The 22,508-nt window shown below is 54.0% G+C and carries 15 protein-coding genes; 12 read left to right on the top strand and 3 right to left on the bottom strand.

Annotated features, from left to right (window positions below):
* Positions 1 to 228 precede the first annotated feature (228 nt).
* Genes R3C20_24745 through R3C20_24735 form a run of 3 tightly spaced genes read left to right on the top strand, consistent with a single transcriptional unit; the run spans position 229 to position 6,160 of the window.
* Positions 229 to 1,131 (top strand): DUF58 domain-containing protein, encoded by a 903-nt coding sequence (locus R3C20_24745; GenBank protein MEZ6043719.1) that lies wholly within the window; start codon positions 229 to 231, stop codon positions 1,129 to 1,131.
* Positions 1,128 to 3,413 carry a VWA domain-containing protein gene (locus tag R3C20_24740; protein MEZ6043718.1) on the top strand — a complete coding sequence of 762 codons (2,286 nt, stop codon included), beginning with the start codon at positions 1,128 to 1,130 and terminating at the stop codon, positions 3,411 to 3,413. The genes R3C20_24745 and R3C20_24740 overlap by 4 nt, the downstream gene beginning before the upstream one ends.
* Complete coding sequence (locus R3C20_24735; protein MEZ6043717.1) at positions 3,410 to 6,160, top strand: hypothetical protein; 2,751 nt, start codon at positions 3,410 to 3,412, stop codon at positions 6,158 to 6,160. The genes R3C20_24740 and R3C20_24735 overlap by 4 nt, the downstream gene beginning before the upstream one ends.
* Before the next feature lie 111 nt (positions 6,161 to 6,271).
* On the opposite strand, the gene R3C20_24730 is transcribed toward R3C20_24735, so the two are convergent.
* Positions 6,272 to 7,354, bottom strand: a complete 1,083-nt coding sequence (locus R3C20_24730) for a sialidase family protein (GenBank protein ID MEZ6043716.1) — start codon at positions 7,352 to 7,354, stop codon at positions 6,272 to 6,274.
* 166 nt (positions 7,355 to 7,520) lie between these two features.
* On the opposite strand from R3C20_24730, the gene R3C20_24725 reads away from it, so the two are divergent.
* Positions 7,521 to 9,104 (top strand): tryptophan 7-halogenase, encoded by a 1,584-nt coding sequence (locus R3C20_24725; GenBank protein MEZ6043715.1) that lies wholly within the window; start codon positions 7,521 to 7,523, stop codon positions 9,102 to 9,104.
* 31 nt (positions 9,105 to 9,135) lie between these two features.
* Here the strand turns inward: R3C20_24725 and R3C20_24720 are convergent, their stop codons facing one another.
* Both R3C20_24720 and R3C20_24715 read right to left on the bottom strand, forming a co-directional pair.
* On the bottom strand, positions 9,136 to 9,942 hold the full coding sequence (locus tag R3C20_24720; GenBank protein MEZ6043714.1) for a fumarylacetoacetate hydrolase family protein: 807 nt from the start codon (positions 9,940 to 9,942) through the stop codon (positions 9,136 to 9,138).
* A 264-nt stretch (positions 9,943 to 10,206) separates the two neighbouring features.
* Complete coding sequence (locus tag R3C20_24715; protein MEZ6043713.1) at positions 10,207 to 10,731, bottom strand: hypothetical protein; 525 nt, start codon at positions 10,729 to 10,731, stop codon at positions 10,207 to 10,209.
* A gap of 301 nt (positions 10,732 to 11,032) precedes the next feature.
* Here R3C20_24715 and R3C20_24710 point away from each other — a divergent pair, with 301 nt between their 5' ends.
* The 8 genes from R3C20_24710 (at position 11,033) to R3C20_24675 (ending at position 22,386) form a co-directional block, all read left to right on the top strand.
* Positions 11,033 to 11,479 carry a hypothetical protein gene (locus R3C20_24710; protein ID MEZ6043712.1) on the top strand — a complete coding sequence of 149 codons (447 nt, stop codon included), beginning with the start codon at positions 11,033 to 11,035 and terminating at the stop codon, positions 11,477 to 11,479.
* A gap of 591 nt (positions 11,480 to 12,070) precedes the next feature.
* Positions 12,071 to 14,257 carry a pilus assembly protein N-terminal domain-containing protein gene (locus R3C20_24705; GenBank protein ID MEZ6043711.1) on the top strand — a complete coding sequence of 729 codons (2,187 nt, stop codon included), beginning with the start codon at positions 12,071 to 12,073 and terminating at the stop codon, positions 14,255 to 14,257.
* Between the two features lie 27 nt (positions 14,258 to 14,284).
* A complete protein-coding gene (locus R3C20_24700) occupies positions 14,285 to 14,821 on the top strand; it encodes a hypothetical protein (protein ID MEZ6043710.1) in 537 nt (178 codons plus the stop codon).
* Between the two features lie 566 nt (positions 14,822 to 15,387).
* Positions 15,388 to 17,247, top strand: a complete 1,860-nt coding sequence (locus R3C20_24695; protein ID MEZ6043709.1) for a tetratricopeptide repeat protein — start codon at positions 15,388 to 15,390, stop codon at positions 17,245 to 17,247.
* A 233-nt stretch (positions 17,248 to 17,480) separates the two neighbouring features.
* Positions 17,481 to 18,773, top strand: coding sequence for a tetratricopeptide repeat protein (locus R3C20_24690; GenBank protein ID MEZ6043708.1), 1,293 nt, complete (start codon positions 17,481 to 17,483; stop codon positions 18,771 to 18,773).
* Between the two features lie 216 nt (positions 18,774 to 18,989).
* Entirely contained in the window at positions 18,990 to 19,658 is a 669-nt protein-coding gene (locus tag R3C20_24685; GenBank protein ID MEZ6043707.1) for a penicillin-binding protein activator LpoB, read from the top strand.
* 87 nt (positions 19,659 to 19,745) lie between these two features.
* A complete protein-coding gene (locus R3C20_24680; protein MEZ6043706.1) occupies positions 19,746 to 21,254 on the top strand; it encodes a hypothetical protein in 1,509 nt (502 codons plus the stop codon).
* Between the two features lie 184 nt (positions 21,255 to 21,438).
* A complete protein-coding gene (locus R3C20_24675) occupies positions 21,439 to 22,386 on the top strand; it encodes an FHA domain-containing protein (protein MEZ6043705.1) in 948 nt (315 codons plus the stop codon).
* Positions 22,387 to 22,508: the final 122 nt, after the last annotated feature.

Raw genomic sequence — 22,508 nt, 5'->3', positions numbered from 1 at the left:
TTCCCGGAGCACTCAGAAGGTGAGCATTCAGGTCGCGTGTACCGTGAACACAAACCGGGGGCCCAAATCATTGATGCAGGGGCGAGTTGGTTACTGACAGCAAATGAGACAGCGGGGAAGTGACGTTTGCCAAATCGTTTGAATCCAACGATGATTCCCCGGGTTTATTATCATTACGGCTTCCCATCGCGGGAGCTGACATCTACGTTTGATATTTGAAGCCATTCTGTGACCCGCGACCTGGAAAAATATCTGCCACCTGACGAGATCGCGAGGATTTCTCGTCTGGAACTTCGGGCTCGCAAAGTGGTTGAGGGCTTTGTTTCGGGACTGCATCGAAGTCCGTACTTCGGTCAGTCGCTGGAATTTGTGCAGCACCGTGAGTACGTGCCCGGCGATGATACGCGCCGCATCGACTGGAAACTGTGGTCTCGATCGGACCGCTATTACCTGAAGCAGTTCGAAGAAGATACCAACGTACGGGTGTCGCTTCTTGTGGATGGCAGCGAGTCGATGCAGTTTGGCAGCGGCCAGATGACCAAATTTGAATATGCTCAGACCATCGCTGCCGCCCTCGCTATGCTGATTCTGAAACAGAACGACAGTGTGGGTGTGACCACATTTGATTCTCAGGTGCGAAGTCAGGTGCCAACCAGTAGTCGCCACAATCATCTGCAGGCGGTTCTTGGAGGTTTGACGGCGGAGACAGCGGCGGGCAGGACAGATATTCGCTCGGTACTGCGTCGAGTCGCAGAGACACTGAACCACCGCAGTATTGTGGTGTTGATCTCGGATTTGTTTTGTGATCGGGAAGAGCTTTTCCGCGGTCTGCAGCTACTCAAACAGCGAAAACATGAAGTGCTGATAATGCACGTCATGGATGATCAGGAACTGGACTTTCAGTATTCAGGAACCCTGCGATTTGAGGGGATGGAGGATGCTGGTCGACTGACATGTGATCCCGCCGCACTGCGAGCCGGATACATGCAGGCGCTGGAAGCGTTTCTGGAAACGATTCGTCGCCGTTGCGCCGGGAGTCAGGTCGATTACAAGCTGGTGCGAACCAGCGAGAATCTTGATGCCGCCCTGGCTCAGCTTCTGAACGCTCGCATGGGGGCGAAAAAGCGATGAGCTGGCTAGCGCAATACTTCCTGAACCCCGGCTTTGTGTTGCCCGGGCTTGCGCTGGCTTCGGTGCCAGTCATCATTCATATCCTGAGCCGATTGCGCTACAGAAAAGTGCGATTTGCGGCGATGGAATTTCTGCTGCAGAGCGATGAAATGAATCGGCGGCGACTGTTCATCGAACAGCTGTTGCTGCTGTTGCTGCGAGTGCTGGCTGTCATCCTGATCTGCCTGCTGCTGGCTCGCCTGGTCATGGATCCTTCCCGTTTGTTTTCGCTCCGTGGGGCGAGCGTTCATCATGTGGTGATTATTGATGACTCCTTATCGATGCGCGACCGAGACGGAGAACGAACCGTCTTTGACGAAGCGATAGCAGTTGTCGAACGCATGCTCGCGGACGGCGGAACAGCGACAGGCACGTCGCGCGTGACGATACTTCTGATGTCAGAGCCTTCGCGAGCTGTGATTTCGGACAGGACACTGGATGGGGCCATGCTGCAGGAACTCACAACGCGCCTGCGCAATCTGCAGTGTTCGTGGAGGGCGGCTTCGCCCGAATATGCCCTTGAGACAGCTCGTGATATTCTGGGAGCAGATGGCGGAGTTTCTCCCCATGTGCACTTTGTGACCGATTTTCGTATGCGCGACTGGAGCGGCCGACCGGAAGTGTTGACGGCTATGGAATCACTGAAAGCCGTCAAGGCCGACCTGAATATTGTTCGTGTCGCAGCGACAGGGCACTCAAACATCAGCCTGTCTCAGATCACATCGGATTCTTTGGCCATTGCCCGCGGGATTCCGTGGCGCATGAATCTCACGATCCGTAATCATGGTTCCACTAAAGTCAGCGGGCTGCGTGGCATCGTCCGTATCGACGGTCAGCCTGTGCCCGGCAGTGTTCTGGTTCCGGATATTGAGGCTGGAGCAGAAACGATCGTCTCACACGATCTTGTTTTTCAGTCAGAAGGGCGTCATCAGGTCGAAGTGCTGCTGGATGAGGATGCTTTGATCGAAGACAACCGTCGATACGTAGTCGTGGACGTCAGTGATCGACGTTCCATTCTGATTATCGATGATCATGGCCAGCAGGAAGATGCGGGTTATATTGCGGCTGCGTTAAGTGCAGACGAAAGTCTGACCGGGCTGACGGCGGATGTAAGAACGTCCCAGTCGTTGACCTCCCTGGATCTGAATTCGTATGACTGTATTTACCTGCTAAACATACGTGACCTGGCTGCAGATGCCGTTCGTCTGCTTGCATCCTATGTTGACAGCGGTGGAGGCATCGCATGGTTTCCGGACGAGCAGGCCAATATCGATTGGTACAACACCTCACTTCGCGAGCCTAAGGTTGAGTTGTTTCCATTGACGCTCGGCAGTATCGGTGAAGTTTCTTCGGCCACAAATCAAAATGCGTCTGTGTTTCAGTCGCTTGTCTTTGAACAACACCCGATTTTCACGGTGTACAACATCCCTGACAGTCCATTCGCTGATCTCATTCAGATTTCGAAATGGTTTCAGCCAGGTGATGACTGGCAAACAGATGACATTTCTCGAGCGGATGGCGTGCAGACGCTGGCTCGCCTGAAGAATGGTCAGCCAGCGATCCTCGAACACCAGCATGGCCGCGGCCGGATTCTGACGTTTCTTGTCGGAGCGGGGCGACGGTGGAGCAACTGGCCAATTGCCCCCGCTGCTCCTGGTTTTGTCGTTATGCATCTGCTGATGCACCCCTATCTTCAACGACCTGCAGATGGAGTCCAGCATCGGGAACTGGCCGAACCCCTCGTTCTGAAGTGGCCGGTATCACAGTTTACAGAGAACGTCGAAGTCTTTCTGCCAGAACCTGAATCCAGTGATGATGCCACCGTTGATACCTTCGTTCGGTTGCAGGCCACTCTGCCATCTGCAGATTCAAAACCTGATTCCCTGGATTCCCCGACACAGCCCGGTGAAGAAGAAATCCTGTCAGTCACGATTCGTCAGGCGGATCGCCCGGGGGTTTATCGCATCCGAAGATTTGATGGCGAAGGGAATTCCAGTGAAACGTGGTGGGCCATGAATGCTCCCGCAACAGAAAGCAATCTGCAGCTGGCGGATGCTGATCAACTCTCTGGTCAGGCGACGCTGGATCACGTCAAGGTGATCGATGGCGAAACAGCGGATGCACTTGGTGCAGGCGATGCCGGCCGTGAAGTTCGCTGGATTCTTCTCGGTCTGCTGCTGGTGATTCTGGTCTGCGAACAGTTGCTGGCACTGCGCATGAGCTATCATCCGGAGGGCACATGATGAGGTGCGTTCCAGACATTCAATGTTGTCATGAGTCTGAAGGGAGAAATCCGTCTCCGATCCATGGCCAGTTCGGGAATGCGAAGCCAGCAGAGCAGCATCAGAAACGCAATACTGTCTTATTTTCCGGTGCCGCACTTCGGTGGCTCACCCTGCTTGCTGCGTTCGCGTTTCGTCCGGCCCTCGCACTAGCGCAGGAGGTTGAGACGCAATCATTTCAGGCCACGGAACTCGATCTCCCTGAATCCACTGCTGGGATCCTGATATTTGGCGGGTTGATTTCCGTTCTGTTCTGGATTGCCTTCCGCACATCCTGGAGGGATTCGCGGTTTCTGAAGACGCCGTGGAGGCTTGGACTGCTGATTCCGCGATTGCTGGTTTTAATTCTTGTCGTCGCCATTACCCTGAATCCGCGACAGCGAACACAGGTGACCCGAATTGAAAAATCGCGGGTAGGGATTCTGGTCGATACCTCTTCTTCGATGGCATTTCCCGCGATGGATGTCGACCAATCCGGGAATCAGGCCCCGCCAGATGCCGCGGTTCCGCAGGGCATGAAGTCCCGAAACGAAGCCGTCACGACTGCCTTGATTGAATCGGGTTTGCTGGGGCAACTCGCCCGAACGCATGCGGTATCCGTATATACTTTTGATTCCACGTTGCGGGGCCCCGTCGCAAACATAAACGGCGATCAGCTTCAAATCTCCGATGCGGAACCAAATGAAGAATCCGGTGAAGAAGCCGTCCGGGACACTCCCGGCAAGACAACACTGGATTTGTCCGAGCAGCCTGAGGCCGGAGAAGGGGCGTTGCTGGACAGTCAGTCGGCGAAGAAACGTCTGTCCGAATTGATGCAGGCAACCGGTAGCGAAACTCGTTTGGGTGAATCATTGCATCAGTTGATTGGCCAGATCTCCGGGCGCACGCTGAGCGGGGTGGTTGTGCTCACAGATGGTCGTTCGAATGCCGGAATTGACACATCACCCGCACGGGTGCGAGCTGAACGCAGTGGGACGCGGTTGATCACCGTGGGAGTTGGGAGTCAGCGACCACAGATCAATTTATGGCTGGCGGGGATGCAGTCGCCAGCGGATGTTCACAAGGGAGATCCATTTGACATCAACGTTGTCGTACAGGGCACCGGTATTCAGAATCAGCAGGTTCTTGTGCGTCTGTTTCAGCAGTCGGCCGGAAGTGATGGTAAGGATCGAAAGCAGGTTGACGAAGCCTCTGTGACAATCGCCGACGAGAAAATACCTGTCTCGCTTCGTTTTACCCAGCAGTTGCCAGTGCCCGGCAAATACGAATTTGTCGCGCGGACAGAAGTGAGCAGTGATTCGACTGGTGGCGTGGTGGTGACTGAAATGACCCTCGATGACAACGAACGTCGTCGCGAAGTCGAGGTCACTGACAGGAAAATCCGGGTCCTGCTGATTTCCAGTGGCCCGATGCGTGACTATCAGTTTGTACGTAACACGTTGTTTCGACACAGCGGAATTGAATCGGATGTGTGGCTGCAGACCGTGACTGTGGACGATGCAGAATTCGTCACGCAGGAAGCAGCCAACACGCTCACCCAGTTTCCTTCGACAGAAGCACAGTTATTTGAGTACGACGTGATTGTTGCTTTCGATCCGGACTGGAGTCGCCTGTCAGGAGAACAGCAGCAGTATCTGAATCGATGGGTTGCCGAACATTCTGGCGGAATGGTTCTGGTTGCGGGTGACATTTACACGCCCCGAATGGCCAAGGATGCAGAAGCGTACCGCAACATTGCCGTACTCTATCCAGTGCTGTTGAACCGAATGCTGCCCGAGTTGCAGCTGACTCAGCGGTCCGACCAGCCATGGCCACTGAAGCTGACTCCCGAAGGACAGGCGACTGAGTTCCTGAAGATTGCTGACGCCTCTGGTACCGCGACGACAGATCTCTGGAAGACGTTCAAAGGGATCTACCGTTCTTATCCGATTCGGGGTCTGCGCGACGGTGCCGTTACATTGCTGGAGTATGGGAATCCTCGAGCTCGTACGGAAATTGGTCAGCCACCGTTTCTCGCTTCGCAGTTTTTTGGGTCCGGTCGGACGGTCTTTCTCGGGTCCGCAGAGACATGGAGATTGCGCGAGATTTCACCGCAGGGGCATCAGCGATTCTGGACGAGTCTGATTCGTGAAGTTGGGCAGGGCCGACGCAGTCGGGGCAACGCACGGGGCCTGCTGTTGCTTGACCGGAATGAAGCATCACCAGGCCAGTCAGTGAATATCCGAGCACAGTTGTATGACCAGCGTCTTCAGCCGCTTCAGTCTGATTCCGTCACGGTATCCATTATCGACGCAGATGGTCGCCCTGTTTCTGTCCCCGATCAGTTAAGTAATGATGGGCGAGGAACAGGACAGTTTCGCAATAACTTCAGACCACCTCGTCCCGGCGTCTATCGCATTTCGGTGCCGGTTCCGGAATCGAGTGACGTACTCACTGCCATGCTGGAAGTCGTGCGTCCCAATCTGGAATCGCAGAATGCAACGCAGGATGTGGCCGGGTTGATGGCACTGACTGAGAACAACGACGGAAAATATCTATCAATTGCCGAGGCGGTGGCGGAATTGCCGGACCTGCTTCCCGACCGCAGTGAACCCGTGATTATTGATGAACAGTTGCGAACGCTTTGGGATCGCTCGTGGTTGATGTATCTGATGATCGCGCTGCTGGCTTTGGAGTGGGGGCTCCGCAGAGTTGTACGGTTAAGCTGAAGTTGCGTCTGACTCAGCTGTTGATTTCCACGGCCGCAGAAGTCGTGAGAATTCCCCATCGGGTCTCAATGAGCATGAATTCGGCTGAGCACGAATCCGGGTGGGTAAGAATTACTCCAGTTGAAGGTCTGCCAGATAAATTGCGGTGATGGTTTTTCCTGCGGAGTCCTGTTCGTGGCTGGAATACCATGACAGAAGGGCATTCTGTTCATCAAGTGCCACGAACCCGGTGTAGGAGTTGTCGCCATCGCTTGGTAGTTCAGCAATCGTGTTGAGTGTGTTTTCACCGCTCAGCAAACACAATACCGTTCGGGGGCCTTCGGACGTGTTGTTCCGCCCACCGACGATGTACCTGTTTCCCCACTTGGCTAACATTGGACCACCGATGTACCGGTCCAGTGGCTGACGGCGCCACTCAGCATATGGCGGCGAGGACCGGCAGATCTCAGCGGGCGTTGAGCCGCGTCTGGCGACGGCCAGAATGGATCCATCGTCTTCCACCAGAAATGCGGTTTCGTCTCCCCACGATTCCTGAAAGAGTGACCGTGTCTTCCAGACGAGCCCGTCGTCGCTTTCCAGCATGGCAGATTCGATGATTTCTCGGTTACTTCCGGATTCATCGCTGAATCTGTGCTTCCTGCGACCGCAAAGAAAGGCCTTGTCGCTGGATTGAGCGGCTCTCCAGATATAGTGACCGTAAGTGCCTTCGAGCATTGTTGGCTCTGACCAGTTTCTTCCATCGTCAGAAAAGGAACAGAAACCAAGGTGTTGATTCAGGTCGCGAGTCTTCGGCGATGCGTCCCCGCAGTACCACGTTCCCGTGTAAATAAACAGACGCCCCCGGAACTCAAGGAAATGTGGGTCTCTGACGTCGCGTCGGGGCACAGAGAATTGGTTCACTTTTTGCCATGTCTTCGCATCTGTGCTGGTCAGCACAACAATCGAAGATGTCGGATGAACCATATGACCATCAGGGCATGAACGAAACGTCAGATAATACCGGTCCTTGAACCGGCACAAATCCGTAAACGCATTGTGGTTTCCATCATAGTATGCCCGGCGAATATTCTTCACCTGCAGAGCGGGCGAAAGTTCTTCAGCGGTCTCCGCTGGTTCATCACACGATCCTATGGCCGATCGGCAGATAAAAATTCCAAGACACAATAAGAGTAATGCGTGAGACTGATGTCGCATGTCTTTCGAACTCCGGAAGTCATCAGGAAATGAACGATCTGTGATGACATAACCCAGATCGGTAGACTGAATAGGTATTGGCTGTCAGCAGATGGTTGCAGGTGATCGATTGAATCGCCAGTGAAAATCTGTGTGTCGAAGTCTCCGTCCGGGAATGGCACAATTGATGCAGAATAAATTTGACGTGATCATTCTGGGTTCCGGGTTCGGTGGAAGTCTGCTGGCAGCAGGGCTGGCCAGAAGTGGCGTTCGTGTCGCATTGCTGGACACACAGGCACATCCAAGGTTTGCGATCGGAGAATCCTCGACGCCTCTGGCCGACCAGACGCTTGCTCGAATTTCCCGTCGATATGCTTTACCGGAAATTCTGCCCCTCGTCAGGTACGGAACATGGAAACGAAACCTGCCGTGGTTGTTGTGCGGGAAAAAACGAGGTTTCAGCTACTTCAGCCATACACCCGGTCAGTTTCCTTCACCCGTGGATTTTCATCAACGACGTTTGCTTGTTGCCGCCAGTGCGAGCGATGAGTTTTCGGACACACATTGGCTGCGGAGTGATGTTGACAATTTTCTCTACCAGACAGCGGTAGGTTCCGGCGTGACCAACTATGTTCCATGCACCTATAAACTGAGTGAAGGCAGGAATGGCTGGCATATCACAATTGGACAATCGGTGGACTCTGTTTGTCTGGAATCGGACTTTCTGGTGGATGCCACGGGTTCATCCAATGCATTACTGAAGCACCTAAAGATCCCTGACATCAGCGACCAGTTGAAGACACATTCAGGGACGCTGTTCGCTCACTTTGAAAACGTTCCATCCTGCGAAGAACTACTAAATTCACTTGATATCAGGACCCGCGAATTTCCATTTCATTGCGATGATGCTGCTGTTCATCATGTGCTTCCATTTGGATGGATGTGGCAGCTGCGTTTTGATGACGGCACGGTGAGTGCAGGGGTGATGTTCGATGGGAAACATCGGCATCTGTTCTCCGATTCTTTCACCTCCGGCGAACTGACCTCAGCGGAGCAGGGCAACGCGCACGCCATAAGTATCTGGAAAAGAATCATCAGCGACTTCCCGTTTCTGAAGCAGCAATTTGAAAACGCAAACATCGTTCGACCCGTTGAAGGACTTCGATGGGTTCCACGCATCCAAAGGCTGGCTTCTGCTGCTGCGGGAAAAAACTGGGCCGCATTGCCCAATTCTGCGGGATTCGTCGACCCACTCCACAGCACGGGCATCGCCCACACGCTGGTCTGCGTGGAACGACTGCTCGATGTACTTGTGCATCCCGGAAACCATTTGGCGAAGATGCACGAATATTCCAGCAATGTCATTCAGGAAATTCAGCTGGTCGACGAACTTGTCGAGGGGTGCTACGCAGCGTTGCCGTCCTTCGAGCTTTGGTGTGACTGGTCGATGATTTATTTTGCTGCAGTCACCACGATGGAAAACAGCGATCAGGACCCGAGGTTCAACGATGTTGAATCGAAAGGGCAGGTCGGCCCGCTTCCGTATGGCCAATCCTCGTGTGCCCCGGGATTTCTGAGAGCAAACGATTCGGCGTTCCGGAAAATGATCTGTGATGCCCGGTATCAGCTGGAAATGGCGAAGGACGGAACGATGAGTTCGTTCGACTATCGGGTTTGGCTGCGGCGGGCGATCAATCCGTGGAACTGCGTCGGACTGCTTAATGACGAGCTCCGCGGTCTTTACGCGGACACGGCCGCCCCGGAAACGTGACCAGCATTGTTCCCGGGAGCGTGCATCCCGGCTATGCTGGCTCTTCAATAACCGGATTGGATAGCTTGCCGATGCCTTCGATTTCAACCGTGACCAGGTCACCCTGTTTGAGGAACACCGGGGGCATTCTTGCCATTCCAACTCCGTGTGGAGTGCCTGTCAGGATCACTGTTCCTGCGGGTAAAATCGTACTGGCGCTGAGAAATTCGATGAGCGTCGGAACATCGAAGATCATGTCGTCCGTATTCCAGTCCTGCATGGTTTCGCCATTAAGCACAGTGCTGATTCTCAGCGCGTTGGGATTCGGGATTTCATCCGCTGTCACCAGATAAGGTCCCAGGGGGCAGAAAGTGGCAAACGTTTTTCCTCGACACCATTGTCCTCCACCGCCGTTCTTCTGCCAGTCTCTCGCGCTGACATCATTCGCACAGGTGTAGCCGAGTACGTAACTCAATGCTTCGTCCTTCGAGACATTCAGGCAGTCCTTACCGATGACGACTGCAAGTTCACATTCGAAGTCGACTTTGTCGCTGCGAAGTTTTCGGGGTAATACGATTGGGTCACCAGGATTCTGGACTGCCGAGTTAATCTTGATGAAGAGCACCGGATTCTCAGGAATATCCGCTTTGCCTTCCTCAGCGTGCTTTCTGTAGTTCAATCCGATACACAGAATATTGGCTGGCTGGATGGGAGCAAGAAGCTTGAAGTCTGTGACCTGATGCCCGGTATCGGTGAGCGTCTCAAGGACATGCCCTTTTGCAAGAGTCACGGAACCATCTGCCTGAACGAACCCCCAATGTCTGGCCCCGTCATTCGTCTCCAGGCGGCAAATCTTCATAGCGGAAATCTCTGTGTCTTGATGATAGTGAGTGTTTACGAGGAACTGTGTTCTACCCAATGATCGCATGATACCCGAGTGCAGGTATGATATCGCGCCGGACCAAATGAAGAAACGCTCCGTCGCGGCAGGTTGCCACGACGGAGCGTTTCGTTTCGGGGAGATTCACCCCTGCCAGGAGGCGTGTCGCGTTCGTCGTGGAGCAGAAAACTGCATCGACGCGAATCTGGACACGCTGAATCCGGCGGCAGAGACTTTGGTAGCTTATCGCTGTACGGACGGCGGAAAGACGTGGATCGGGCGACCGTCAGAGCTTAATGGTTGTTGGGACTGAACTGGAGTCACGGCCGAAGGGGTCGCCTGAAAGCTGGCCTGATAGACAGGCTGGCCGGGCATGAGTGCCGGAGGCGTCGGTGTCGCTGGTTGCTGATATCGGGCCTGTGAATGCAGGTTACCATCAAGGTATGACGGGCGGTATCGATTCCAGAACTGCTGTGAATATGGCATTCCGTGCGCCGATCCCCAGCCTGATGCGATTTGTGTCTGGGAGAAAACGTGGCGGTAGTTGTATGGGCGAAAGCTTGCAAATCCACCGTATGCGGGGACTCGCTGAAATTGCCCATGGATCCAGGGATCCTGCTGGTCATAGGGATACAGCTGCCCGCCTTCTCCAGTCGCAATTGCGCCGGAGTATTCAATTCCGGGAGATCCGATTTGGGCGTGAACGGCAGCACTACTGACAATCACAGTGACCACGAGGCTCACTACTGAGATGAATAACCGACGCATTGAATCCCTCCGATGTCGAGCCGAATCGAACCCTTCCAGTTGCATGAACGGGTCGAGCGGCATTGAGCAATGATCCTTCGTTATTCGTATCGGCCGCTACAACGCATCCCTTTTTCCAAAGCTGGAGAAACCACGACTTCCTTCAATTCGTTGTCTGGAGCGCAATTTGAACGCCCTGACCGTCAAATTTTAACTTCGTCCATTTGCTGTCGACTTTCGCCTGGCTTCTCTCTTCTTTTCGTGTACATCCAGATGTGTCGATTCAGGATGTTTGAGAATCTCGCGTGTTTGGAGAGTGTCGATGTCGGAGTTTGGAAAGCGAATGCTGGGACCTGCAGCATTAATGGTGGTGTTTGTCGCGATGAATTCAACCGCTGTGCAGGGAGGGCTGAATCATCTTTTTGGCGGTTCCGGTTGTAACTGTAATTCTTCGCAGCCGCAGGTCAGTTATGTTCCCGTGCAGCCTGTTGTTGCTCCCGTGATGCAGGCTGGTTGTGCCTGCTCAAGTGCCGCAGCAGGTTGTTGTGGAATGGGCGGCCTGGGATCTGTTGGCGGTCTGTACATGGATGCAGCAGCGGGAATGGGTTACGGTCCGGCGTTCGGCATGGTCGGTCAGGGGATGACAGGATACGAAGGCCTGCCCAATATGGACGGCGGTGGCATCAATTATCGTTACCCCTATCACAGCTATCGTCGCCCGTGGGCAAACCCGGGGCCGCGTGCTGCGAACGTGTCCATCGTTTGGTAGTGTCGCAGGTTCAGCGTTTTTGCTGTGAATAGGCAGATGGGGGAGAACTTCGTCAATCACCAGATGGACTGCGGCGATTTCAGAGTTCTCCTGAACCGATTGGCGATCTGCATCCCGGGCTGAAACTATCGTCCAGTGCTTTCAGATTCCGTCCGGCTGGCAAGCCCGCGTGCACCCTGGTTGGTTGTCAATGCGTCAATCTTCCGTTGGGACCGCGGGTTTTCTCGTGCGACATTATGGAGGCCGTGATTTGCAGTGTCCAATTCCGCTGGAGACACCTGCGAATTGTTGGAAAGTGCCGATGTCTCATTGATCTTGTGTATCTTGCCTTTTTGCTCCTTCTTGCCTGATCGGTTCAGGTCGATTGAACCTCATTATGATCAGTCAATTGCCACTTCAACACATTCATCCAAAGGACTGGTGCCGCCGATAAGCTCTCCGGGTCTACTTCTGTTGATGCATTTTCAGCAGTCAGTTCGATTCACTTATGGAATGGTGTCCTGAGTGCGTCGTCTTGAATGGCCCCAAGTGGAAAGCGGATTCTGGCAATGATGCCACCGCGAAGATGCGACACGGAAGGAGCAGCTTCGAATGCTAGCCGAATTGAACGGTCTGAAGGACGGTTTGTTGAAGTCTCTGGCCAGGAGACTTCACTGCAAGCCCACATCGCTCTTTGCTTCGGCATTGGCGGGATGCTCGCTGTTTGCATCTGGCTTTGCGCAACAATACCAGCAGCAGAGCCAACCCGCTGGTGGCTGGAACCAGCCTGCGTCTGCCTGGAATGCTCCGACGGGTTCTGGAATGCCATCCGGGAACTCCGGGGTGCCTGTGCATTCGGCCCAGTACAGTTTCGAAAAACCACCTTTGACGGGACGCATCGATGCAGTCCACAGTCCGAATGTGGATCGAATGCTCCAGCCGCAATACAAGCTGGAGCTTGAAAAACGACATAGCCAGCTGATTTTGACGAACAAGAATGTGCGTCGAATTGCCGTGACGGATTCGACCGTTGTGAACTACGTGCAGTATTCGCCCACGGAGTTGTCCGTTGTTGGTCTTGAGCTTGGCAAGACGGATCTGACGCTCTGGTTCGAGAACGAAGACACTCCGGCTATCTACGAAGCGACGGTGGTCCGTGACGAGAGTCTTGAAGAACAGAGGACGATTGATTTCGGCCGGCTTGAACGACGGATGACCGACCTGTTTCCGAACTCACGCGTTTACCTGATCCCGATTGGTAACCAGGTCATCGTTCAGGGACAGGCATACGATTCGGAAGAAGCACAGCACATCCTTCAGATTGTACGTTCCGAAGTTGCACGTACCTGGGGAAGGTTCAATGACGACGATGGAACTGGAAATTCCAATTTCACACTTGCGTCAGGCGGGGGCACCGGAGGTGCTGGAAACGGCGCTGCCACTCAACTGCTGAATCAGGGATTTCGTGACATTGTTGTGAATCGTCTAACCGTGCCTGGCGAATACAACGTTAATCTGCGCGTTGTTGTCGCGGAAGTGAACCGCTCTGAGCTCAGAAACATGGGCATGGACTGGAACGTACTGTTCAACCAGGCTCGGCATTCCGTCAGTGGCTCGCTTGGCGGAGTCCCGGCTACTCTGGGTGGTATTTTTGAAAACGGTGAAATTGAGGTCTTCCTGAAATGGTTGACGTCCAATGGCACCGTCACGTTGCTTGCAGAACCGCGACTGACAACCCTCAGTGGTCATCCGGCAAGCATACTTGGTGGTGGTGAATTTGCGGTGCCGACGACCATTGGACTGGGTGGCGGACAAACCACAACATTCCGCGGGTTTGGTACCAGCATGATCGTTACCCCCACGGTGATCGACAGGGATTTGATTCGATTACAGGTTGTCCCGGAGTTCAGTTCGATCAATCAGAACAATACCGTCAATGGTATTCCCGGTACCAATGTGAAGCGGGTTCAAACGACCGTCGAATTACGTGAAGGTCAGACGTTTGCCATCGGTGGATTGATTTCACGGCAGACGTTGACGGAGGTCAGTCGAATTCCGCTGCTGGGTGATATTCCGTACGTCGGCAGCAAGCTCTTCCATTCCAAGACTGCATCAGAGATTGAAACAGAACTTCTGGTGCTTGTCTCACCGGAAATCGTACGTCCGATGGAACCGGATGAAGTGCCTCCGCTTCCCAATTACTACGTCACTCATCCGAACGACTATGACCTCTATCACTATGGCCGAACGGAAGGTAATCCGGACACAAATGTCTACCAGATTCCGCCGTACGGAACGGGGGCGACCTATGGAACGCCACAGGGGTACAGCCTTTATAATCCAGGGGCAACTCACGGAGGATTTGGAGGTGGATTCGGAGCGGGCAATGGTGGCATGATGTTGTCGCCAGGTCCACAGCCTGAATGTTCACTTCCTCCTGCACAGGGATCCTATGGCATGGGGTATGGTAATTCGTTTATGAGTCCCGGCGTCGGGCAGTCCATGCCTTCGGCACCTGTTCAGAATTACCAGGCTCCGCCTGTGCAGCATTTCTCTGCTCCGCCGTCACCAAACTATTCGGCACCACCAGTTCAGAATTTTCAGCCAACGCCGATGCCACAGCCATCCGGAGCACCTCCGTTGCCGCCGATTCCGAACAACTATCAGTCGCAATACAACTCGATGACGCCGGCTTCTGTTGAACAGCAGCCGTCGCTGCGGACTCGAATGGCTTCGATGTTCCGTAAGGAAGACAGTACTCAGGGTACTTCGGTCAAGAACACAAGCTGGTCGAAGTAATCAGCCTCAGTAGAGAAAGAGCTCCACATGATTCGTTTCTACCGATCAACTCGGGCATATTTCTTGCTCGCCTCCGCCTGTGGTATTGTCGCTGGATGCAGTATGCCGGTCGCACCGCGTTCTATGGCGGTCCCGGATGTCATGCCACTTGGTTCCATCAGTCGCGCCCACTGGCACATGATGGAGACCAATGGTGAGGCTGCTGACTTCGTTATTCACTACAACGAGTTCATGCATGACAGCAGTGAGCTGACGCCGTACGGGCGTGACCATATTGCTGAGATTGCCGCAAGAATGAGCTCCTCACCATTCCCGGTGATTGTTCAGCGGTCAAGGAATAATGCTGACCCGGAAATCGATCGAGCCCGCCGGGATATCGTTGTTCGCGTGCTGACTGATCTGGGCAATCCGGACGCCGACCAAAGGACCGTTGTCTCTCAGCCTTACAGCAATGGAATCAACTCGATGGAAGGCGAACAGGATTATGGACGCTTTCGACAGACTCGCCTGAACCAGGGCAACCGTGGTGGTGGCGGCGGTGGTGGGGGTGGATTCGGATTCTAAATAAGTAGTTTTGGGATCTGATTGAATACGAACAGCACAATTGCAATTCGCAGGCAGCCTCCACCGAGGCTGCCTGTTTTCGATGGTGACATGTTGTCTGCTGAAATTGCCCATCCGGGATCGCTTCTTCGAGTCTCAAACCATCGAAAACTCATGAAGCGTCCTGACGAATAGTTCCAGACCTGGTTTTTTGAGAAATCCTGTCTGCAGGATCCATCGCAATGACCGCCGTCGTCGTCTGATATCGTTGTGTCGTGCACAGCGCGTACCCGGCTATCAGGGTAAACCGATCGCAACCTTAAAGACAGTAAGGTGTTAGGCGTCGTCAGGCGGCGTTCCGCATGGTTTTACTCATTCCGGAATCCCTGTGCTTATCGCGAAGCAAGGTCGACGGACTTCGTCTCGACACGAACCAGCAGTTTTGGCTATAAGCCGGTTTCTCATCTCAAATCTCCTCCCGCCATTCGGCAAATCCCTTCAATTGTTCCTCCCATCTTCACTCGGTCGATGTGTCGCGGATTCAACGCTCGACGCCTCAATCCAGTTCTCCATCGCGGAAGCCTACCATGCCAGAATCATCTCGCTGGTTGTGCCTGTTTGTCATCCTGGGTCTCTCGGGATGCCAGACTGCCAGCCAAAACTCATTCGCATGGCTGCCATTCGGTTCGAATACGCGTGCCTACGACTATGCAACAGAACCGACGCCTGAGTCTGTCGTTCCCACTGCTTCGCTGGATTCCCGTGAGGATGCTGCGCTGAGTACACCCGCGCCTGCTTCGAGGGCGAGAATTGACGAACTTGTGGCATCGGGAATTCAGGCAATCCAGCAGGACCGACTGGATGACGCTTCAAATGCGTTTCAGTCCGTTCTTGACAGCGATCCGTCGAATGCCACGGCGCATCATGGAATCGCCATGATTGCCGACCTCAGGCAGAATTGGTCAGACGCAGAATATCATTACAAACAAGCGCTCCGCTCCCGTCCACAGGACGCCGGTTTGCTGAATGATCTTGGTTATTCGTATTTGCTTCAGAATCGATTCCACGAAGCGTCCAGCTATTTGACTCGAGCCGTTGAGCAGAACCCCCAACATGAAAAGGCTCAGGAAAACCTGGCTATGCTTGCGCTGAGGCAGGGCGACCGTTCTGCTGCTGAAGAGCAATTGAAGAAACTCCACCCGGCAAATCAGGTTGCAATGCAGATGCAAAGACTGGAATCACAGCTGCAGGTGGCGACCAGCCCGACTTTATCTCAGCCGGTATATGGGGATAGTTCACCCAGCGGCATCGCAAATACTTCGGTTCCTCAGGGGGCAAGTTTTGAGCAGGTGAGGGCACTGGCAGAGCAAAAGAGACTGGAAGCAGAAGCAGAGCGTCGTCGTCGTTCGGCTCCACCGGCCAGTCACCTTGCCTCAACGGCCGTCAATCCATGGGTGGCGGGGCAAACTTCCCAACCGGGCTATCAGAATTCACTGTCGGGGGCCGTTCCTGCTGCTTTGACACAACAGGACGTCGACCGCGCAAACACAATACCGACGCCAATGGTCCATCAGGCAGTGGCTTCAAATTCGCAGATGATGCAACCCGCTGGATGGCCGCAGTCGGCCCAGGCGGCGGACGCCGTTCAAGCCAGCAACGCCATGCAATCTGTGAACGTTCAAACCGCACAGGCGCCGATCGTCATGCCGGCCACAGTCTATGGTCAGCCATCAATGGGGGGCGAAGGGTTTATGGCAAATTCGTCCGCGGCAGGTCCTGTTCCTGCCTTTCAGGCAAGTCTCTCGCAGAGTCCCGGTGCCGGAATCGTCGCTGGAAATCCAACCACCCCTTCTGCCATTCCGAATACAGCCGCTATCCCAAACACAGGCGAATCGCCAAGCGGAAGTCAAAACCCGTTAATTCAGGCGACTGGCACTGTGGTACCGATACATGCAGGCTCAAATCCTTTACTCGCAGGTCTGAATGCAGCACCGGGAGCATTGTTCCCTGTGAATCAACCCAATCCTGAATCCATGCAGACTACAGTTTCAGGGATGCCTTCCGAAACAGGCCAGACTTATCCTGCACCTTCCAGTCCTTCATTGGGCGGAGGTGGCCAGTTCATGCCGAACGGAATGATCGGCACTCCGAATCCCGTCGGGCAGAATCCAGTTGCTCAGAATTTCGTAGTTCAGCCATCAGTGACTCGAAATGGTGCCATGTTTTCGCAGCCAGCCAGCACGTTGCCAGCGCAACAGTGGCAGAACGAAATGCAACTGCAGTATGCGACAACGACTGCTGGCGCCAACAGTCAACCTGTTGTCGCCCCTAACCCTCTTGCGGCCTACGATCAGCAGCTTCAACAGCTGGAATCCCAGTATAACCAAAGCCTTCAACAGTACGATCCAGCGACAAGTTCTGTTCAGCCAGTTCAGGCGCAGTACTGAGGAACCTGCTGTCGCTTTTCGCGCTCAGGTGTCGACTTCACACTGGCGAGATCTGCCGGTCCATCGGTCGCCAACTGATTTCGTCAGAAAACTTCATCCCTTTTCACTGCAGGTTCGCCATTGCCGTGAAAGTTCAGCGGCCGTATCTTTCAACTCTCCCTCCTGCGGAAGCACCCTCTCTCACTTCTCATGCTCTCCGCAATCAATTGCTCATCTCCTGAAAGCCTCGCCCCATGCGTCTGCACGTATTGCGAAAGCTGACTCGCCAAATGGCGATCCTTCTCGGCTCAGTGACGTTCGCCGGCTGTTATTCCATGAATGGCTACGTGGTGAATTCGTCTGGTCAAAGCTACTACGAACAAGGCAATTATCAGGCTGCTGCCTCCGAGTTCCAGCAGGCTCTGTACAACGATCCGACGAACCCCGATTACATGGCGAACCTGGCGAAGGCCCGCTGGAAGATGGGGGACACCGTCGGTGCGGAACAGCTCTATCGCCAGGCGCTGACGATCTCACCATCGCACCAGCCAGCCTATCACGGAATGGCAGAAATGCTGGCATCAACCGGTCGTGGACAGGAGGCGGTTGGACTGCTGCAGACCTGGGCGGCGACTCAACCTTATGTTCCTGAATCGCACGTTGAACTTGCCTGGTTGCAGCGGGAAATGGGGCAACAGGACGCAGCAGCCCAGTCACTTCAACGGGCACTTCAGGTGAATCCAGCCCACCCGACTGCGCTTGCTCACCTGGGGCAGTATTATCAGGATGCAGGACGTCCCGATCAGGCGATTGCGATGTATCAGCAGTCACTTCGAGCGGACTGGAATCAGCCCGATGTCCATTCAAGAATGGCAATGGCCGCTCAGTCAGCAGGACCAAACCATGCAGTCGCATCCACAGCGATGGCCCGCGGTGTCCATCCGTACCAGATGCCGCGGCAACAGACAGTTTTCGGGCCACCCAGTACGGGTCAGCAAATTGCGCAGATGCAGTTCCAGCAGCAAGTTGCACAAATGCAGCGAATGCCTTCGCAGGTCGCCCAGTCTCCTTACGTAACTGACCAGATGGCGATGATGTCGCCGCAAGCGATCAGCGAAGGTGCTCTGCAGCAAACGCCAACGATGCTGTCTATGACTTCGGCAATCCCGGCATCTGGCATGTCGGTCGCGGGGAACCCCGTGCAACAGGCTTCATTGTCAGCATCAGTTCCGAATGTTTCCGGAAGTCCTGCAGGATCGCCAACCATTGTTGGGCAAATGCCGTCGGTGCACTCTGTGATTCAATCTGATCCACTCCTGCAACAGGGATGGTCGGTTGTACCAGGCAGCATCAAAGTAAATGACAACGGCCCCACCCCAACTCCGAAACCCGCTCCGGCTGCCGCAGGAGGCCTCTCGCCAACGCCGGATCCCGTCTTCACACAGGCTTCGCCGGTTCCAGCCAGGTCTGTTTCTGCGTCAAACGCGCTGAGTTCTCCGCAGATCTCTTCCTTCGACGGCACAATTCCGGAGGTCGAAGCGTTTTAAGCTGACAGATAAGTCCACAGAGAAATGAGTCCGGAGAAATCGACATCCGCGCAGGTTCTGCCGATTTCCAGAACTACGAAATCGCTGAACAACAGCAGTCTGAATTGATGGCGGCTGTTGCCCTTGGTCGAAATCGGGGCATTGACTTATCCTTCGCCGAAAATTCAGGAGCCATTGCTTCTGCCAGGGCCAAAATTGAATGGAGTCTCGTGAGCCATGCTGTTCACTCGGATGTCTGGTCTCAATCTTCTGCTGGGGCTTTCCCTTGCAATTACCGGCTGCCGAAATACTCAGCATGCCCATGTTCTCGACTCCGATGATAAGGACATGGTTGGTAGCCATACTGCCGGCGCGGAGACATGGAAGCCACTGGTGGAGCAATCTGTGGCTCGACTGATGGGTCGGTCCATGTCGACGATTCATCAAGCGTCGCATCTGACGATTGCGGGCAATGATGCCTGCCCAAAACGGACGGTCTGCTTTGTTGGTGTTGAGAACAAGAGTGGCGAAGAAATCGGCGATTTTCGTGAACAGATCTACCAGCAGATTGATTCGCAGGTCAGCAGTCACGACCAGTTTCGGATGATCAGCCGCCGTTATGTTGAAGCAGCGATGGGTGAATGTCGCTGTCGTCCGGAAGTTCTTTTTCTGCCGGAGCGACAGCGAGAGCTGCAGGCGGCTCTTGAACGTGTGGATCAGCCGTTCGACTATCTGTTGTTTGCGACCATTACCTCAGGCACAACGAACAGCAACGGTGACTATCAGCGAAACTACACATTGACGCTGGATCTGCTGAATATCCACACAGGTGAATCAATCAAGGAATCTGCTGAATTGCGGAAGGGTTACCACAAATCACTTCTGGGTAAGATCAAGCACTACTAAATTGCTTCAGGGCAGTTCTGGTTGAATGTGCCCTCCGGAAATGAATTCGCCTGTGCATTCACAGGGGGTGTTGTTTGGTCGTGACTCATGAAGAATGACCAGTCACTGCAATCGCGAAGCATGCGGGGTATGAATTCCATCGCAAAGTTGTTTCGTGTCTCCTGTGTGTTGAACTGCATTCTGTTGACCGGTTGCCATTCATGGCAGAAATCCCACCTGGCTGCGGTACATTACTTCGAAGCAGGTCAGCTTGCTGACTCCCGCGAGCAACTCACGAGGTCTCTGGAATCTCGTGGAGCCGAAAAGGAACTGCTGACTCTTGATCATGCCATCGTCGCATTGGCTGATGGCGATGCTCAGGAATGTGAGAGTGCCCTCCGCGAAGTGCGGCTCAAGCTGGACTACCTCACGCAAAAAGATGCCGGCGAGCAGGTGACTGCATTCCTGAGCGATGAAAATGCAATTGCATGGTCCGGAAGAGACTACGAGCGGCTGATGGTGGACAACATTCTGTTGCTGAGCAGCCTTGTCAGTAATGGCACGGATTCGTTTGCATACGCGACTCAGGTTACAAAAAGATGCAACGATGAATTGAAAACACTGGTCGCAGCCTCTCAAAAGGCTGCTGGAAACCAAAGTACGCCGGGCGATGAATCCAGCGTTGTCCGTGTGGCAAGCCATGAAACACTGCACGGAACGGGCGGTGTTGATTCTCTCACATCCAGCGCTTCTCTGCAGCCACTGGCGATGGCTGCGTATCTGACAACCGCTGTGATGTCAGAGAGCATTCTTCGACAGGACTTAGCCGAAACGGCCCGAAATCAAGTCGGCGTCTGGAACAAAGAATTTGCAGATCGCGATGCTGTTGCTGATTCGGGTGGCTTCGGAATGCAATGCCCAGCCGGGTGGGGAGCTGTTCATGTCATTGCAATGGTCGGTCAGGCACCTGAATGGAAAAGCGAGTCCGCTGAACCGACTTCGACAGCATTATTGCTGGCCGATCGGATTCTGAGTGCGACAGGCAAACATAGTCTTCCTCCTACCATTGCTCCCGTTCAGATTGGTCATCCCGTTGTCAGCGCGGACACACCACCCGCTGGATTCCTCACGGGAAATGTTCAAACCGCCGGGCACCACCTCCCGTCGCAAGGCATCCCTTTGACGTTTTTGACGCTTGTGGATCTCAATCAGGCGGCCGTGGACAGTTATCGCACACACCGTGATCAGGAAATTGCCCGGGCGATTGCTCGCCGAATAGTGAAGAAGGGTGCGGTCTATGCGGTCAAGGAATCTCAGGATGTGACACGCAACAGCCTTGTCGATCTGGCCGTGAATATTGGAGGCGTCATCTGGGAAGCAATGGAGCGTCCGGACCTTCGATCCTGGCGCCTTCTTCCAGCCAGAATTGAAGTTGCCCGTACACAGTTGCCGGAAGGTGATAGTGAAGTCTGCATTCGCACCGCCGGGCAAAGGGATCCACTCAGAATCCCCGTGAACATTCAGAATGGTCGTAACACCTACGTTGTTCTGTTTGTACCAAACCGGTCCGTCTCGGGAAAAGTTCTTCTGGGTGGGCCGGAGTACCGGGCGATGTAGAAGTTGCCGGTCTGATATTGGAAACGTGGCTGGCCACGCGCCGAAATCCGCCTCACCTGATACTGCGTTTCGCCGATTTCCTGCTGTTGTGGCTCAATTTCAGTGGCACTGATACTTTGAAGTCGGCAGAATCGCCCCAGTTGAGGTCATTTCTTTTCATTACTTTCGCTGCAGACTGCTCGACATGGTTGCATTGCTTCACCCTCTGAATCAAGGGCGACAGATACCGATTGATCGTGCCGTTGTTGTCATTGGACGCAGCCCGGAATGTGACTCTGTTCTGGATTTCAGTTCGAAAATCTCTCGCATGCACTGCGCTCTGGTTCAGGTGAATCACCTGTTCTTTATTCGTGATCTCGGCAGCATGAACGGAGTCTGGGTTGATGGTGCTCGAGTTGAACGAGAGCACCAATTGACGAACGGCATGCGTGTTGCCATTGGAGACGTTCAGTTTCAGTTTTACGAGAACGTTCAGCCAGCTGCGAAGGGTCCACGCAAAGGTGAAGTCGCTGGCAGAAAAATGCCTGCGTTTGTCGATGAGACAGTGACAGCTTCACCAAATGACGATGTCATCGAAATTGTTGACGAAGACGACATTTGTTCTGTTGATGTTGACGTTGTTGAAATCGTTGACGACGTCGAGGTTGCCGTCGAAGTCGTTGACGAGGTCATAGAGCTTGACGACGCTCGCCGGTTCGAAGATCCGGACGCGATTGTGGCGCAACACCCCGGGTCAGGCTATGTGTTCCCGGATCATATGCTTGCCGAGGTTGATGATGCTGGCGTTATTCCGGCAGGTGACGAGATCCTCGTCGTGGACGACGTTCAGATTGCAGACGATGTGCATGAACTGGATGATGTCGAAATCATCGCCGCAGAGTCTGTCAGTGACGAGATCCAGCTTGTCGATGAAGTTGAGGTTGTTGATTCCTTCGATGTGATCGAAGTCATTGACGATGTCGAGGTTGTCGATCTTTGCGAAGACGATGTGCCACACGTTGAGGTGATTGAGTTTGTCGAAGACGTCGAAGTGATCAATGTCATCGATGAGGTTGAGGTCGTCGATGAGGTTGAAATCATTGAAGATGTGGAACCGGAGTTTCGGCCGCGCCCTCGTCGTCGCCGTCGTTAGGCTTAATTGTCCGTTGAAAAATCAGGACAGGCACGCAGGACGACTGGAAACCGTTGCGTTTTAAGGTCTCCTGCTTGAGCCAGTCCCGTTTTTCGACAGACTGTTAGGTTAAGTTAACACAG

This window comes from Planctomycetaceae bacterium (assembly GCA_041398825.1).
Lineage (GTDB): Bacteria > Planctomycetota > Planctomycetia > Planctomycetales > Planctomycetaceae > F1-80-MAGs062.
This window is presented reverse-complemented; position numbering and strand designations above follow the sequence as displayed.

Coding starts and splice junctions, on each gene's coding strand:
- R3C20_24680 (MEZ6043706.1), top strand. CDS start 19,746: ATGAAGAATGACCAGTCACTGCAATCGCGAAGCATGCGGGGTATGAAT.
- R3C20_24705 (MEZ6043711.1), top strand. CDS start 12,071: ATGCTAGCCGAATTGAACGGTCTGAAGGACGGTTTGTTGAAGTCTCTG.
- R3C20_24700 (MEZ6043710.1), top strand. CDS start 14,285: ATGATTCGTTTCTACCGATCAACTCGGGCATATTTCTTGCTCGCCTCC.
- R3C20_24720 (MEZ6043714.1), bottom strand. CDS start 9,942: ATGAAGATTTGCCGCCTGGAGACGAATGACGGGGCCAGACATTGGGGG.
- R3C20_24725 (MEZ6043715.1), top strand. CDS start 7,521: ATGCAGAATAAATTTGACGTGATCATTCTGGGTTCCGGGTTCGGTGGA.
- R3C20_24675 (MEZ6043705.1), top strand. CDS start 21,439: ATGGTTGCATTGCTTCACCCTCTGAATCAAGGGCGACAGATACCGATT.
- R3C20_24690 (MEZ6043708.1), top strand. CDS start 17,481: ATGCGTCTGCACGTATTGCGAAAGCTGACTCGCCAAATGGCGATCCTT.
- R3C20_24715 (MEZ6043713.1), bottom strand. CDS start 10,731: ATGCGTCGGTTATTCATCTCAGTAGTGAGCCTCGTGGTCACTGTGATT.
- R3C20_24695 (MEZ6043709.1), top strand. CDS start 15,388: ATGCCAGAATCATCTCGCTGGTTGTGCCTGTTTGTCATCCTGGGTCTC.
- R3C20_24735 (MEZ6043717.1), top strand. CDS start 3,410: ATGATGAGGTGCGTTCCAGACATTCAATGTTGTCATGAGTCTGAAGGG.
- R3C20_24710 (MEZ6043712.1), top strand. CDS start 11,033: ATGTCGGAGTTTGGAAAGCGAATGCTGGGACCTGCAGCATTAATGGTG.
- R3C20_24730 (MEZ6043716.1), bottom strand. CDS start 7,354: ATGCGACATCAGTCTCACGCATTACTCTTATTGTGTCTTGGAATTTTT.
- R3C20_24685 (MEZ6043707.1), top strand. CDS start 18,990: ATGCTGTTCACTCGGATGTCTGGTCTCAATCTTCTGCTGGGGCTTTCC.
- R3C20_24740 (MEZ6043718.1), top strand. CDS start 1,128: ATGAGCTGGCTAGCGCAATACTTCCTGAACCCCGGCTTTGTGTTGCCC.